Genomic DNA, 14,342 nt, shown 5'->3' with positions numbered 1-14,342 from the left:
GATCAGTGCAGGTGACGCGGGCGGCGACCGCCGCCGTGGCCGCCGCCGCTGCCACCGGTTCCACCTGTACCGCGTGGGCGCTTGCCGATCTCGAGCGAGTTCACCAGCGCGTCGAAGCGGTCGCTGAAGAGGCGATCGATCTCGGCCACCACGCCACCCAGTTCGGCGCCGTCGAAGTGGCGTTCCATCAGGTTCACGACGTCTTCCACCAGCAGGTCGCGCTGCACCTGCATGATGGCTGCCGGGTTGGGGCCGACGAAGAGCATCAGGAAGTCGTCGCGCGACTCTTCCTCGGGGTCGCCCTCTTCCTCGTCGAAGTCGGTGTCGTAGAACGTGACCTCGATGGCCGCGCCACGGTCGGACAGTTCGTTCAGGCCCATGCACATCTCGTCGAGCGCCTGACGGAAGTCTTCATCGCCAGGCACGGTCCAGCACATCTGCAGCGTGTGGTCCTTCTGCTCGAAGCGGATGCCAGGTTCTTCCTCATAGGTGCTCGTGGCGCCCTCGGCCAGCGACTTCGCGCCGGCGTACTTCCACAGGGGTTTGAGTGCCTCCTGGATCTGCTCGAAGGTCACGTCGGAACGCAGCGGCACATCGCCGTGCACATGGATTTCAAATGGAGCGTTGTAGCGAGGCATCGAATGCTCCCTTGTAAGTTTGGTACCCGGAACGGGGGTCGAACCCGTATGCCCCGATTAAGGAAGCGGCGGATTTTAAGTCCGATGTGTCTACCAATTTCACCATCCGGGCGTCAGGTTGGACATCGACGATAACCCAAACGAAACAAGCCCCGACAACATCGGTTGGCGGGGCCTAGAGGTCGGAGTCGAATCTGATTGAACCGAGAGAGTGGAGGCGCGACCCGGAGTCGAACCGGGCTAGACGGATTTGCAATCCGTTGCATAACCGCTTTGCTATCGCGCCACGCAAATACGAAATCGAACTAGCGAAAAAAAGGGAAGCTGGAGCTTCCCTTTTTCAAAACTGGAGCGGGAAAAGAGTCTCGAACTCTCGACCTCAACCTTGGCAAGGTTGCGCTCTACCAACTGAGCTATTCCCGCGTTTCGAGCCTCGAATTATATACCAATATTTCGGGGCCTCACAAGTTTTGCGACCTGATTCGATCAGTGCTTGACCGAACCTCCGGAAGCCGGCGCCGCAGCGCGCTGCTTGGCCAACTCGGCCACGGCAGCAGCCGATGCAGCAACCTCTTCGTCGGACAGCGGCTCGGGCATCTTCTCGAGAGCGATCTCGAGCACCTTGTCGATCCACTTCACAGGCACGATCTCGAGGCCGTTCTTCACGTTCTCGGGAATGTCCTGAAGGTCCTTCGCATTTTCTTCCGGGATCAGCACCGTCTTGATGCCGCCGCGCAATGCAGCAAGCAGCTTTTCCTTCAGGCCACCGATGGCGGTCACCTCGCCTCGCAGCGTGATCTCGCCGGTCATCGCAACGTCGCTGCGCACGGGGATGCCCGTCAGCGCAGACACAAAGGCCGTTGTCATCGCAGCACCGGCGCTCGGGCCATCTTTCGGAGTGGCGCCGTCGGGCACGTGGATGTGGATGTCGCGCTTCTCGAACACCTCGTCCTTGATGCCCAAACGACGCGAGCGGCTGCGCACCACCGTGCGCGCTGCCTCGACCGATTCCTTCATCACGTCGCCCAGCGAACCGGTGCGGCTGATCACGCCCTTCCCGGGCATCGTCACGGCTTCAATCGTCAGCAGGTCGCCGCCGACTTCCGTCCACGCCAGGCCGACCACCTGGCCCACCTGGTTCTGCTTCTCGGCAAGGCCGAAGCTGTACTTGCGCACGCCGAGGAACTCGTTGAGGTTCGAACCATCGACCGTGACCTTCGGCGTGAGTTGCTTGAGCAACAAGCCCTTCACCACCTTGCGGCAGATCTTGGACAACTCGCGCTCGAGCGAACGCACACCCGCTTCACGCGTGTAGTAGCGCACGATGTCGCGCACGGCCGCTTCAGTAACGGCAAGCTCGTCGTCCTTCACGCCGTTGTTCTTCATCTGCTTGGGCAGCAGGTACTTGATCGCGATGTTGGTCTTTTCGTCCTCGGTGTAGCCGGAGAGGCGAATGACTTCCATCCGGTCCAGCAGCGCCGGGGGGATGTTCATCGAATTCGAGGTGGCGACGAACATCACATCGCTCAGGTCGAAGTCGACTTCCACGTAGTGGTCGCCGAAGGTGTGGTTCTGCTCGGGGTCGAGCACTTCGAGCAACGCACTCGACGGGTCACCGCGGAAATCCGTGCCCAGCTTGTCGATTTCGTCGAGCAGGAACAGCGGATTGCGCGTACCGATCTTGCTGAGCCCCTGCAGCACCTTGCCCGGCAGCGCCCCGATGTAGGTACGACGGTGGCCGCGGATCTCGGCTTCGTCACGCATGCCACCCAACGCCATGCGCGTGTACTTGCGGCCAGTCGCCTTGGCGATCGACTGCCCCAGCGAGGTCTTGCCGACACCCGGAGGGCCCACAAGGCACAGGATGGGCGCCTTCACCTTGTCGACGCGCTGTTGCACCGCGAGATATTCGAGGATGCGGTCCTTGACCTTCTCAAGGCCATAGTGGTCGGCATTGAGCACGGCTTCGGCGTTGGCCAGGTCGTGCTTGATCTTGGTCTTCTTGCTCCAAGGCAGGCCGATGAGCACGTCGATGTAGTTGCGCACCACCGTGGCCTCGGCCGACATGGGCGACATGAGCTTGAGCTTCTTGAGCTCGCCCTCGGCCTTCTTCAGGCCTTCCTTGGACATCTTGGCGAGCTTGATCTTCTTCTCGATCTCCTCGATGTCCGCACCCTCTTCGCCTTCGCCGAGCTCCTTCTGGATGGCCTTGACCTGCTCGTTGAGATAGAAGTCGCGCTGGTTCTTCTCCATCTGGCGCTTCACGCGCCCGCGGATCTTCTTGTCGACGTTCAGGATGTCGACTTCGCGCTCGAGCTGGCCGAACAGGTTTTCCAGGCGCGCCTTGACGTCGTCGAGGTCGAGCACGGCCTGCTTGTTGTCGAGCTTCAGCGGCAGGTGCGCAGCAATGGTGTCTGCCAGGCGGCCCGGGTCGTCGATGCTGGAGATCGAGGTGAGGATCTCGGGCGGGATTTTCTTGTTCAGCTTGACGTACTGGTCGAACTGCTGCATCACGGCGCGGCGCAGCGCTTCGACCTCGGTGCCCTTCTCGCCGCCTTCGGCCACCGACACGGGCGTCACGTTGGCCGAGAAGTGGGTCTCGCCGTCGTCGATGCGGTTCACGCGCGCGCGCTGCTGGCCCTCGACCAGCACCTTCACCGTGCCGTCGGGCAGCTTGAGCATCTGCAGGATGGTCGAGACGCAACCGACTTCGAACATGTCCTCGACGGAGGGCTCATCCTTGGCAGCGGCCTTCTGAGCCACCAGCATGATGCGGCGCTCCGCTTCCATGGCCAGTTCGAGCGCTTTGATGCTCTTGGGGCGACCCACGAACAGCGGGATCACCATGTGGGGAAACACCACGACGTCGCGCAGCGGCAGCAGCGGCAGGTCGAGTGCTTCGGGAGGCAATGGGGTGTGGCCAGACATGCAGATCCTTCGCGTCTTTGGCTTTAGGCCTTTTTCGCCGCTTCGCGGTACACGAGCAGCGGCGGCTTGTTTTCGTCGATGGTCGATTCCTCGACCACCACCTTGTCGACATTGGTCGCGTTCGGTAGTTCGAACATGGTGTCGATCAGCGACTGTTCAAGGATCGACCGCAGGCCGCGTGCGCCGGTCTTGCGTGCCAGCGCCTTGCGAGCAATTGCCTTGAGCGCCGCGGGACGGATCTCGAGGTCTACGCCTTCCATCTGCAGCAGCTTGGTGAACTGCTTGACCACGGCGTTCTTCGGCTCGGTCAGGATCTGCACCAGCGCATCCTCACTGAGCTCCGCAAGCGAGGCGACCACGGGCATACGGCCCACGAGTTCGGGAATCAGGCCGAACTTGATCAGGTCTTCCGGCTCCACTTCGCGGAACACCTCAGTGATGCTACGTTGCTGCTTGCTCTTGACCGAAGCGCCGAAGCCGATGCCCGAGGCCTCGGTGCGGTTTTCGATGACCTTCTCGAGGCCGGCGAAAGCGCCGCCGCAGATGAACAGGATATTGGTCGTGTCGATCTGCAGGAAGTCCTGGTTCGGATGCTTGCGCCCGCCCTGCGGCGGCACGCTGGCCATGGTGCCTTCGATGAGCTTGAGCAGCGCCTGCTGCACGCCCTCGCCCGACACGTCGCGCGTGATCGAGGGGTTGTCGGATTTGCGCGAGATCTTGTCGATTTCGTCGATGTAGACGATGCCGCGCTGGGCACGCTCAACCTCGTAGTTGCAGCTCTGCAGCAGCTTCTGGATGATGTTCTCGACGTCTTCACCGACGTAGCCGGCCTCGGTCAGCGTGGTGGCGTCGGCCATCACGAACGGCACGTCGAGCATGCGCGCCAGCGTCTGGGCGAGCAGCGTCTTGCCCGAGCCCGTGGGGCCGATCAGCAGGATGTTGCTCTTGCTGAGTTCGACGTCCTCGCCCTTGGCCTTTTCCTTGTGGCGAAGGCGCTTGTAGTGGTTGTAGACCGCCACCGACAGCATGCGCTTGGCCGGCTCCTGGCCGATCACGTAATTGTCGAGATTGGTCTTGATCTCCAGCGGCGTCGGAAGGTCGCTGCGTGCCTCGCGCGCTTCTTCGCCGGCGGGGAGTTCGTCGCGGATGATCTCGTTGCAGAGGTCGATGCACTCGTCGCAGATGAAGACCGAAGGGCCCGCGATCAGCTTCTTGACCTCATGCTGGCTCTTGCCGCAGAACGAGCAATAAAGCGTTTTTTCGCTGGAGGAGCCTTTTTTTTCGGCCATGGACTTTTGCCTCGTTACAGGGTAGGGACAATGATAACTAAACAAAAACGGCGTTTCCCGTGTGGAAAACGCCGTTTTTTGCCATTTGGCGACACTGGCGCCCCGCGGCCTTGACCGCGCCGGCTGCGTTATCCGCGCTTGGAAACGACCTGGTCGACCAGACCGTAGTCCTTGGCCTCGTCGGCCGTCAGGAAATAGTCGCGTTCGGTGTCGGTCTTGACTTTTTCAAGCGGCTGGCCCGTGCGCTCGGCCAGGATGCGGTTCATCTGGTCCTTGGTGCGCAGGATGTCGCGCGCATGGATCTCGATGTCCGTGGCCTGGCCGCGTGCGCCGCCGAGCACCTGGTGGATCATGATCTTCGAGTTGGGCAGCGAGAAGCGCTTGCCCTTTTCGCCAGCCGCGAGCAGGAACGCGCCCATGCTGGCCGCAAAGCCGAGGCACATGGTCGACACGTCGGGCTTGATGAACTGCATGGTGTCGTAGATGGCCATGCCGGCGCTCACGCTGCCGCCCGGGGAGTTGATGTAGAACGAGATGTCCTTGTCCGGGTTCTCGCTCTCGAGGAACAACAGCTGCGCCACCACGAGATTGGCCGTCTGGTCGTTGACCTCGCCCACCAGGAAAATGATGCGCTCCTTGAGGAGGCGCGAGTAGATGTCATAGGACCGCTCGCCGCGGCCCGATTGCTCGATGACCATCGGAACCATGCCGAGGCCTTGGATTTCCTGTGCGCTCATGTATTTGCTCTCCGGAAGATGAAATCGTTCGCTCTGTATGAACTGTACGCCTGAGTGAAATGGGGCTCGTGCCGCAAAGCACAAGCCCCATTGGCGTTGCGGGCGGCGAAGGGGATCAGCCCTGCTGCTGTGCCATCAGTTCGTCGAACGACACCGACTTCTCGTTGACCTTGGCCTTGCCCAGGACGAAATCGGTCACGTTGTTCTCGATGACGACGGCTTCGACTTCGGCCAGGCGATTGTTGTCGCTGAAGTACCAGCGAACCACGTCGGCCGGCTTCTCGTAGCTGGCGGCCAGTTCGTCGATGTGGGCCTTGATCTGCTCGGGCTTGGCCTGCAGGTTGTTGGCACGCACCAGTTCGGCCACCACGAGGCCCAGACGCACGCGGCGTTCGGCTTGCGGACGGAACACTTCGTCGGGGATCGGGGCCTTGTCGGCGTCCTTGATGCCGCGCTGCTTCAGTTCGGCGCGCGCGCCTTCGACCATGCGGCTGACTTCCGATTGCACGCTGGCGTTCGGCAGGTCGAGTTCGGCGTTGGCCACCAGGGCGTCCATCACGGCGTTCTTGTTGCGCGCCAGCAGGCGGAACTTCACTTCGCGCTCAAGGTTGCGCTTGATGTCGGCGCGCAGGCCTTCAACCGTGGCTTCGGCAATGCCGAGCGACTTGGCGAGCTGTTCGTTGACTTCGGGCAGGTGCGAAGCTTCGATCTTCTTCACGGTCACGAGGAAGTCGGCTTGCTTGCCGGCCACGTCCTTGCCGTGGTAGTCGGCCGGGAACGACAGCGGGAACGTGCGGCTGTCGCCGGACTTCATGCCGCGCACTGCGTCTTCGAATTCCTTGAGCATCTGGCCTTCGCCGACGACGAACTGGAAGTCTTCGGCCTTGCCGCCCTGGAAGGGTTCGCCATCGATCTTGCCTTCGAAGTCGACGGTCACGCGGTCGTCGTCCTGCGCCACGGCGTCTTGCGCGCGCTGGGCGAAGGTACGGCGCTGCTTGCGCAGGATGTCCAGGGTCTTGTCGATGGCGTCGTCGCCCACTTCGGCCGACAGCTTCTCGACTTCGGCGCCCGACAGGTCGTTGATCTTGACTTCGGGGAACACTTCGAAGACGGCGTCGAAGGCGAGCTGGCCTTCGGGCGACTCTTCCTTCTCGGTGATGCGGGGCTGGCCGGCCACGCGCAGCTTGGCTTCGTTGGCGGCTTGCGAGAAAGCCTCGCCGACCTTGTCGTTCATGACTTCGTAGTGCACCGAGTAGCCATAGCGCTGGGCCACGACATTCATCGGCACCTTGCCGGGGCGGAAGCCGTCCATCTTGACGGTGCGCGCGAGCTTCTTGAGGCGCGAATCGACTTCGGACTGGATGGTGCCGACCGGCAGGGTCAGCGTGATCTTGCGTTCGAGCTTCTCGAGAGTTTCAACGGTCACGGTCATGATGTCTTCCTGGTAAGGGGGCTGGTGCGCGGGGCCTGCGTCTTTTATTTGTCAATACAGATCAAGGACTTACACGCGCTGGCGGGATTTAAGCGGCGGCACACGTGTGCCGCCTGCAAAACTGGGCAACCCGCGATTCTAATCCGGCGCAAAAGCGGGTTTTCATGGGGGCGTGCCGCGGTGCGCACGGCGGTCAGGTTTGCCCAATATTCCAGGCCTACATTGATCCCCATCGACTGCTTCCACAGGAATCCTCATGCTCCAGCGATTGTTCGCAGCCCTCGCCTTCACCCTGGTCGTGGCATTCGGCATGCCTTCGCTCGCGCTGGCAAAGACCGATGCGCCTGCCACCGGCGAGCCCACCATCCAGCAGATCTACGACGCGGCCAACGGCGGCAGGATGGCCGACGCCGACGCGATGATCGAGAAGGTGCTCAAGAGCCACCCCAACAGCGCCAAGGCCCATTTCGTCCAGGCCGAACTCCTTGCGGCGCAAGGCAAGCTCGACGGCGCCCGAAGCGCGCTCGCCAAGGCCAGGGAACTGGCGCCCGATCTTTCCTTCGCTAAGCCCGAGGCCGTCGAGCGGCTCACCGGCAAGCTCGACAAGGCCGCCGCCGCATCGACCCCGACGGAGCCATCGCGTGCAAGCACGCCCCCTGCGGCGCCGGAGCAGACACAGAGCCGCACCGGCTCTGCGCCCTGGCTGCCGATCGCGCTCGTGGGGTTGCTGTTGGTGGGCTACTTCGCCTTCCGCCGTCGCGTGCCGCCGCCCGCGGCTCCGGCGCCGTCGTACGGTCCCTCGCCCTACCCACCCAACGCGCCGGTCGCTCCCACCGGCTATCCCAGCTACGGGCCGGGCGGCGGCAACTGGATGCAGGCACCGCCACCGGCTTCCGCTCAGGGCATGGGCCTCGGCTCGGCCCTGGCGACCGGCGCGGCGGTGGGCGTGGGCGCGGTCGTGGCCCAGGAGGCGGTGCGCCACTGGATGCACGACCGCTCCGACACCGTCGAGCGCAACGACACCCCTCGCGTGGCCGACAGCGGCAACACCGAGATGGGCCGCGGCCTCTGGCCCTCGTCGTCATCCGATCCCGCACCGGAGCGCATCGTCGACAACGACTTCGGCATCACCGACACGGGCTCGTGGGACGACAACAGCAGCAGCAGCGATGGCGGCGACAGCAACGACTGGTAGGCAGCAGTGACCCGTCCTGACCTGGGTTGACACCTTTTCCTCTCAGAAAAGGCAAGTCAATGGAATCAGGCATCAAACGCACGCAGAGCGACTACACGCTGGCTTTTAAGCTGTCGGTGGTCGATCAGGTAGAAAAAGGCGAGCTCACGTACAAGCAGGCCCAGGAGCGCTACGGCATCCAGGGTCGCTCGACGGTGTTGGTGTGGCTGCGCAAGCATGGCCGCCAGAGCTGGGGTTCGGCATCATGTCGGCTTCCCATGCCAGTACCGATCAAGAATTCCGCATCGCCATCCGCTGCGCCGCTGACTCCTGAGCAGAGGATCAAGGCTCTCGAAGTCCAGCTTCGCGAGGCCAATGAGAAGGCTCAGTTGTTCGAGGCCGTGCTCGATGTCCTGAAGAAGGACTATGGGGTGCGTGTCGTAAAAAAGCCTTCGGGCAAGTCCTCTCGCAAAAGCTCGTCCCGGGGCTGAGCGTGTTGAGGGCTTGCCGCCATTGGGGCGTCAGCCGCCAGGCTTACTACCAACAACTGCAGCACCAGCAGCAATGCCGTGCCCGTTCTGACACAGTGATCGAGCTTGTGCGTTCCGTGCGCCTGCGCCAGCCGCGGCTGGGCGCGCGCAAGCTGCACCATCTTCTCAAGCAGCCGCTGCACCAGGCCAACGCGAGCCTGGGGCGCGATGCGTTGCTGGACGTGCTGCGCGAGGCCCACATGCTGGTTCAGCCCAGGCGGGCGTATCACAAGACCACCGACAGCCATCACCGGTTGCGCCGTCATCCCAACCTGCTCAAGCAGGGGCCGGATCAGGTGCGCCCCACCGGCAGCGAGCAGGTCTGGGTGGCTGACATCACCTACCTGCCGACCGATCAAGGATTCGTCTATCTCAGCCTGGTGACGGATGCGTGGTCGCGCAAGATCGTGGGCCATCACGTGCACGACAGCCTGCACACCGAGCAGGTCAGCCGGGCGCTGAAGGTGGCGCTCAAGGGCCGCAAGACTGGGCAAATGCTGGTGCATCACTCGGACAGGGGCATCCAGTACTGCTCGAACGACTATCAGGAAATCCACCGCCGCCACGGCATCGCCTGCTCGATGACGGACGGCTACGACTGCTATCAGAACGCGCTGGCCGAGCGCGTCAACGGGATCTTGAAGATGGAGTTCCTGCTGCACCGGCCTGCCGATCTGACCCAGGCCAGCCGGATGGTCCAGCAGGCCGTGCAGATCTACAACCAAGAGAGACCGCACCTGTCCCTAAAATTGAAAACGCCCGATGAGGTTCATCGGGCGTCTGTTGCCGGCTGGATCAAGCCGGCTGTGTGTCCTTCATAGGTGTCAACCTATGGCAGGACGGGTCACAGCCAAAGAAAAAGCCCCCGTCTCTCTCGAAACGGGGGCTTTTTTTCTGCTCGATAGAACGGGCTATTCCGCAGGGCTGGTGCGCGGGGCCGGACTCGAACCGGCACGTTCTTGCGAACGTCAGGACCTAAACCTGGTGCGTCTACCAATTTCGCCACCCGCGCGATGCCAATCTTTCAGGTGAATGCAAAAGCGGACGGTCCCTTTCGCGCCATGGGCTTGCATGGGCCAAAGACCATCCGCTTGAAATCGGTCAGCCGGCGATTCTAAACGTGAATCGGGGCCGCATCAGGCCCTGGCAATGCCTTCGGTTCGGCCGGACCGGGGGTCTCGCGCCTGACGCGGAATGCCGCCGCATACATCGCCGGCAAGGCCAGCAGCGTGAGCACGGTCGCCACGATCAGCCCGCCCATGATGGCCACCGCCATCGGGCCCCAGAACACGCTGCGCGACAGAGGGATCATCGCCAGCACGGCGGCAGCCGCCGTCAGCACGATCGGCCGCAGCCGCCGCACCGCCGACTCCACGATCGCATCCCACGCCGGCACGCCAGCTGCGCGATCGAGTTCGATCTGGTCGATCAGGATCACCGCGTTGCGCTGGATCATGCCCATCAGCGCGATCACGCCCAGCAGCGCGACGAAACCGAAAGGCCGGTTCAGCAGCAGCAGCGCACCGGCCACGCCGGCGATGCCCATCGGGCCCGTGACGAACACCAGCAGCGAACGGCTGAAGCTGTGCAGCTGCAGCATCAGCAGCGTGAACACCAGGAACAGCATGATCGGCACGCCCGCCACGATCGAGGCCGATCCCTTGCTGCTTTCCTCCGCGGCGCCGGCCACCTCGATGCGGTAGGCGCCCTGCCCGGCCGCCACCCAGCCGGCCTCGAGCGAACGCAGCTTCGGCAGCAACTGGTCGGTCACGGTCGCGCCCTGCAGGCCTTCGATCACGTCGCCCTGCACCGTGATGGCGTAGTCGCGGTTCTCGCGCCACATCACGCCCGGCTCCCAGGTGAACACCGGCTTGGCGATCTGCGTGAGCGGGATCGAGCGGCCCGAGGCGGTCGGGATGTAGGCGTTGCCGATGTCCGAGATGGCCTGGCGCTCATCGGGCGCCTGGCGCAGCACGATGTCGATCAGCAGGTCGTTCTCGCGATACTGGCCCACGGTCGTGCCGCTGAACATGGTCTTCGACGCCTGCGCGATCGCCTGGCTGGTCACGCCCAGCGCACGCGCCTTGGCCTGGTCGATCTCGAGGCGGATCACCTTCACCGACTCGTTCCAGTTGTCGTTCACGCCGCGCATGTTGGCGTTCTCGCGCATCGCGGCCTTGACCTCGTCGGCATGGCCGCGCAACTGCGCCGGGTCGGGGCCGATCACGCGGAACTGGACAGGGTACGGCACCGGCGGCCCGTTGGGCAGCAGCTTGACGCGGCCCCGCACCTCGGGAAATTCCTGCGCCAGCACCAGCGGAAGCTTCAGGCGCAGCTGCTCGCGCACCTTCAGGTCCGACGCCAGCACGATGAGCTGCGACACGTTGGTCTGCGGAAACACCTGGTCGAGCGGCAGGTAGAAGCGCGGCACGCCGGAACCGATCCAGGTGCTCACCGTCTTCACGCCCGCCTCCTTCATGAAGCGCTGCTCCACGCGCTTCGCGACCTCTTCGTTCGCAGCGAACGATGTGCCCTCGGGGAACCAGATGTCGACCAGGATCTCGGGCCGGCTCGAGTCCGGAAAGAACTGCTGCTGCACCTTGCCCATGCCGAAGATGCCGAGCGCGAAGATCAGCACCGTGGCGCCGATGGTGGTCCAGCGGTACTGCACGCACCAGTTCACCGCACGGCGGAAGGCGTTGTAGAACGGCGTGTCGAACAGCTCGTGCGGCGGCGCCTCGGGATCGTGAGGCTTCACCTTCAGCAGCAGCGTGCCCAGGTAAGGCACGAAATACACCGACACCAGCCACGACAGCACCAGCGCGATCACCGTCACCGCGAAGATCGCGAAGGTGTATTCGCCCGTCACCGACTTGGCGATGCCGATCGGCAGGAAGCCCGCGGCGGTGATCAGCGTGCCCGTGAGCATCGGCTTGGCCGTGACGTCGTAGGCGAAGGTGGCCGCGCGGACCTTGTCGTAGCCCTCCTCCATCTTCCGCACCATCATTTCGACTGCGATGATCGCGTCGTCCACCAGCAGGCCGAGCGCGATGATGAGCGAGCCCAGCGAGATCTTGTGCAGCCCGATGCCGAAGTAGTTCATGGCCAGGAAGGTCACGGCGAGCACCAGCGGGATGGTGATCGCCACCACCAGGCCCGGACGCATGTCGATGTACCAGCCGAAGCGCCCGCCCTTGTGCAGGCCCAGCGAGATGATGCTCACCGCCAGCACGATCGCCACGGCCTCGATCAGCACGCCGACGAACTCGTTGACCGAACTCGCCACCGACACCGGCTGGTCCTGCACCTGGGCCAGCTTCACGCCCGCGGGCAGGCGCTTGTCGATGGTGGCGGTGGTGGACTTGAGCGCCTTGCCCAGCGCGATGATGTCGCCGCCTTTGGCCATCGACACGCCGAGCGCGATCACTTCCTTGCCCTGGTGGTGCACCTTGACCGAAGGCGGATCGATGTATCCGCGATGGATGTCCGCGATGTCGCCCAGCTTGAGCTGGTTGCCCGAGCTGCCGCGAATGGGCATCTCGCGCAGCTGGTCGACGCTGGTGAACTGGCCCGCCACGCGCACCTGCACCACGTCCTGCGGCGACTGGATGGTGCCCGCGCTCTCGATCGCGTTCTGCGAACCCAGCTGCGACAGCACCGCGTTGAAGTCGAGCCCCAGCTGCGCCAGGCGCTTCTGCGAAATCTCGATGTAGACCTTCTCGTCCTGTACGCCGAACTGGTCGACCTTGGCCACGTCCTTCACGCGCAGCAGCTGCTGGCGCACGTCGTCGGCCAGCGTCTTCAGTTCGGCGTAGCTGAAGCCCTCGCTCTCCAGCGCATAGATCACCCCGTAGACGTCGCCGAAGTCGTCATTGAAGAACGGCCCCTGCACGCCGGCGGGCAAGGTCGCGCGCATGTCGCCGATCTTCTTGCGCACCGTGTACCAGACGTTCGCCACCTCGGTGGACTTCGACGAGTCCTTGATGTTGAAGATGATCTGCGACTCGCCCGGCTTGGAGTAGCTGCGGATCTTGTCGGCGTAAGGCGCCTCCTGCAGCGTGCGCTCGAGCTTGTCGGTGACCTGCTCGGCCACCTGCTGCGCGGTGGCGCCGGGCCAGTAGGTTCGCACGACCATCGCGCGGAAGGTGAACGGCGGGTCTTCGTCCTGGCCGAGCTGGAAGTACGCGAACGCGCCCAGCACCATCAGCACCACCATCAGGTAGCGCGTGAGGGGCGCGTGGTCCAGCGCCCATTTGGAAAGATTGAAGCCGGAGGGCTTGTCGTGGGGATGCGCTGCGCCGCCGCTCATTTGCCGGCACCCGATGCGACTGGCGCGATGTCCTTGTTCGTCGCGGCAACGGCAGTCACCGACTGGCCCAGGTCCCTGGCGCCCGCATTGGCGGCGGCCGCGGCCGCCTCCTTCGACTGGTAGATGGTGACCTTCTGCCCCGGCGACAGCACATGCACGCCCGCCGCCACGACCATCATGCCGGGCGCGATGCCCGAGGCGATCACGGCCTCGTTGCCGTCGGCGGTGGCCACCTGCACGGCCTGCGAACGCACCGTCATGCTGGCCTTGTCGAGCACCCACACGGCCGAGCCCTTGCCTTCCTGGCGCAACGCGCTGGTCGGCAGCTTCATCACCGCGGTGCTGGCATGGGCCAGCGCCTGCGGGCGTGCGTAGACCGTCGCACCGAGCGGCGGCGACGTGGCCGCGTCGATCGCGACCTTGACCGAATACGTGCGCGTGACGGCGTCGGCGCTGGCCGCGACCTCGCGCACCTGGCCCTGCAGCTCGCTGCCGCCCGACCAGCCGCGCACCGTGACGGGCGAGCCCGTCTTGATCAGCGTGGCGCGGTCTTCGGGCACCGCGAAGACCACGTCGCGCGCGCCGTCCTGCGCGATGCGCACGACCGGCGTGCCGGCCTGCACCACCTGGCCGGGCTCGGCCTCGATGGCCGTGATGACGCCAGCCACATCGGCCACCAGCGTTGTGTAGTTGGCCTGGTTGCCCTGCGAGGCCAGTTGCGCCTGCGCCTGTTCGAGCTGGGCCTGCGCGGCCTTAAAGGTGGTTTCGCGCCGTTCCAGCTCGGCGCCGCTGATGAAGTTCTGCTGGCGCAGTTCGGTGTAGCGCTTCAGGTCGGCGGCGGCCAGGTCACGGTTGGTGAGCGCGGCTGCCTGCTGGGCGCGCGCCGCTTCGGCGGCCAGGCGGTAGTCCTGCGGGTCGAGCTGGGCCAGCACCTGGCCGGCCTGCACGCGCTGGCCAAGCTCGGCCTGGCGGCGCGTGATCTTGCCCGCCACGCGGAAGCCCAGGCGCGATTCAACACGCGCGCGGACCTCGGCCGAGAACTCGGGCTGGGCGTCGAACTCGCTCGTGCCGACGGTCACGAACTTGACCGCTCGAACCGGGTCCTCGGCCACCGGCTTGGGCGAGCAGCCCGCCAGGAAGATCGCCGATACGGCGGGGAGCAGCAGCCATGCAGCGCTGCGGGCACGGGAACGGAGGACGGCGGAGGCGGTCATGAGACACCCTGGAAAGGACGAACCGGATCATTACTGACCCACTGGTTAGTAATCTAGGGTAAACGTTAAACACTGTCAATGACCCGTTGGT

Annotated in this window: 9 protein-coding genes and 4 tRNA genes; 2 read left to right on the top strand and 11 right to left on the bottom strand. The window is 64.2% G+C overall.

What is annotated here, in order from left to right; translation table 11 throughout:
• Nucleotides 1–2 precede the first annotated feature (2 nt).
• The 8 genes from AACL56_RS13685 to tig all read right to left on the bottom strand — a co-directional run bounded on the left by AACL56_RS13685 (nucleotide 3) and on the right by tig (nucleotide 7,024).
• On the bottom strand, nucleotides 3–638 hold the full coding sequence (locus tag AACL56_RS13685) for a DUF6806 family protein (protein WP_339090358.1): 636 nt from the start codon (nucleotides 636–638) through the stop codon (nucleotides 3–5).
• Between the two features lie 20 nt (nucleotides 639–658).
• Nucleotides 659–750: transfer RNA gene (locus AACL56_RS13680), tRNA-Leu, on the bottom strand.
• Between the two features lie 100 nt (nucleotides 751–850).
• A tRNA-Cys gene (locus tag AACL56_RS13675) sits at nucleotides 851–924 on the bottom strand.
• 61 nt (nucleotides 925–985) lie between these two features.
• Nucleotides 986–1,061, bottom strand: a tRNA-Gly gene (locus tag AACL56_RS13670).
• A gap of 63 nt (nucleotides 1,062–1,124) precedes the next feature.
• Nucleotides 1,125–3,566, bottom strand: coding sequence for an endopeptidase La (gene lon / locus AACL56_RS13665; protein ID WP_339090357.1), 2,442 nt, complete (start codon nucleotides 3,564–3,566; stop codon nucleotides 1,125–1,127).
• Nucleotides 3,567–3,589: 23 nt separating this feature from the next.
• Nucleotides 3,590–4,855 carry an ATP-dependent Clp protease ATP-binding subunit ClpX gene (clpX, locus tag AACL56_RS13660; protein ID WP_339090356.1) on the bottom strand — a complete coding sequence of 422 codons (1,266 nt, stop codon included), beginning with the start codon at nucleotides 4,853–4,855 and terminating at the stop codon, nucleotides 3,590–3,592.
• 128 nt (nucleotides 4,856–4,983) lie between these two features.
• Nucleotides 4,984–5,592 (bottom strand): ATP-dependent Clp endopeptidase proteolytic subunit ClpP, encoded by a 609-nt coding sequence (gene clpP, locus AACL56_RS13655; RefSeq protein WP_339090355.1) that lies wholly within the window; start codon nucleotides 5,590–5,592, stop codon nucleotides 4,984–4,986.
• A 115-nt stretch (nucleotides 5,593–5,707) separates the two neighbouring features.
• Complete coding sequence (tig, locus tag AACL56_RS13650) at nucleotides 5,708–7,024, bottom strand: trigger factor (RefSeq protein ID WP_339090354.1); 1,317 nt, start codon at nucleotides 7,022–7,024, stop codon at nucleotides 5,708–5,710.
• 256 nt (nucleotides 7,025–7,280) lie between these two features.
• Between tig and AACL56_RS13645 the strand changes: the two genes are divergently transcribed.
• Nucleotides 7,281–8,219 (top strand): tetratricopeptide repeat protein, encoded by a 939-nt coding sequence (locus AACL56_RS13645; RefSeq protein ID WP_339090353.1) that lies wholly within the window; start codon nucleotides 7,281–7,283, stop codon nucleotides 8,217–8,219.
• A 59-nt stretch (nucleotides 8,220–8,278) separates the two neighbouring features.
• A protein-coding gene (locus tag AACL56_RS13640; protein WP_339088234.1) for an IS3 family transposase occupies nucleotides 8,279–9,549 on the top strand; the annotation gives its coding sequence in 2 pieces (ribosomal slippage) (nucleotides 8,279–8,638 and nucleotides 8,641–9,549; 1,269 coding nt in all).
• Nucleotides 9,550–9,653: 104 nt separating this feature from the next.
• Here the strand turns inward: AACL56_RS13640 and AACL56_RS13635 are convergent.
• The 3 genes from AACL56_RS13635 to AACL56_RS13625 form a co-directional block, all read right to left on the bottom strand.
• A tRNA-Leu gene (locus tag AACL56_RS13635) sits at nucleotides 9,654–9,740 on the bottom strand.
• A gap of 102 nt (nucleotides 9,741–9,842) precedes the next feature.
• Nucleotides 9,843–13,037: an efflux RND transporter permease subunit gene (locus tag AACL56_RS13630; protein ID WP_339090352.1), complete on the bottom strand. Its 3,195-nt coding sequence runs from the start codon at nucleotides 13,035–13,037 to the stop codon at nucleotides 9,843–9,845.
• Nucleotides 13,034–14,251, bottom strand: a complete 1,218-nt coding sequence (locus AACL56_RS13625) for an efflux RND transporter periplasmic adaptor subunit (RefSeq protein ID WP_339090351.1) — start codon at nucleotides 14,249–14,251, stop codon at nucleotides 13,034–13,036. Before AACL56_RS13625 ends, AACL56_RS13630 begins: the two co-directional genes overlap by 4 nt.
• Nucleotides 14,252–14,342: the final 91 nt, after the last annotated feature.

The sequence above is a fragment of the Variovorax paradoxus genome (assembly GCF_902712855.1).
Lineage (GTDB): Bacteria > Pseudomonadota > Gammaproteobacteria > Burkholderiales > Burkholderiaceae_C > Variovorax > Variovorax paradoxus_Q.
The sequence above is the reverse complement of the archived record's forward strand: the minus strand, read 5'-3'. Positions and strand labels throughout refer to the sequence as shown.

Bases quoted from the DNA above. Each gene is read 5' to 3' on its own strand.
- AACL56_RS13685 (WP_339090358.1), bottom strand. From the start codon at position 638: ATGCCTCGCTACAACGCTCCATTTGAAATCCATGTGCACGGCGATGTG.
- lon (WP_339090357.1), bottom strand. From the start codon at position 3,566: ATGTCTGGCCACACCCCATTGCCTCCCGAAGCACTCGACCTGCCGCTG.
- clpX (WP_339090356.1), bottom strand. From the start codon at position 4,855: ATGGCCGAAAAAAAAGGCTCCTCCAGCGAAAAAACGCTTTATTGCTCG.
- clpP (WP_339090355.1), bottom strand. From the start codon at position 5,592: ATGAGCGCACAGGAAATCCAAGGCCTCGGCATGGTTCCGATGGTCATC.
- tig (WP_339090354.1), bottom strand. From the start codon at position 7,024: ATGACCGTGACCGTTGAAACTCTCGAGAAGCTCGAACGCAAGATCACG.
- AACL56_RS13645 (WP_339090353.1), top strand. From the start codon at position 7,281: ATGCTCCAGCGATTGTTCGCAGCCCTCGCCTTCACCCTGGTCGTGGCA.
- AACL56_RS13630 (WP_339090352.1), bottom strand. From the start codon at position 13,037: ATGAGCGGCGGCGCAGCGCATCCCCACGACAAGCCCTCCGGCTTCAAT.
- AACL56_RS13625 (WP_339090351.1), bottom strand. From the start codon at position 14,251: ATGACCGCCTCCGCCGTCCTCCGTTCCCGTGCCCGCAGCGCTGCATGG.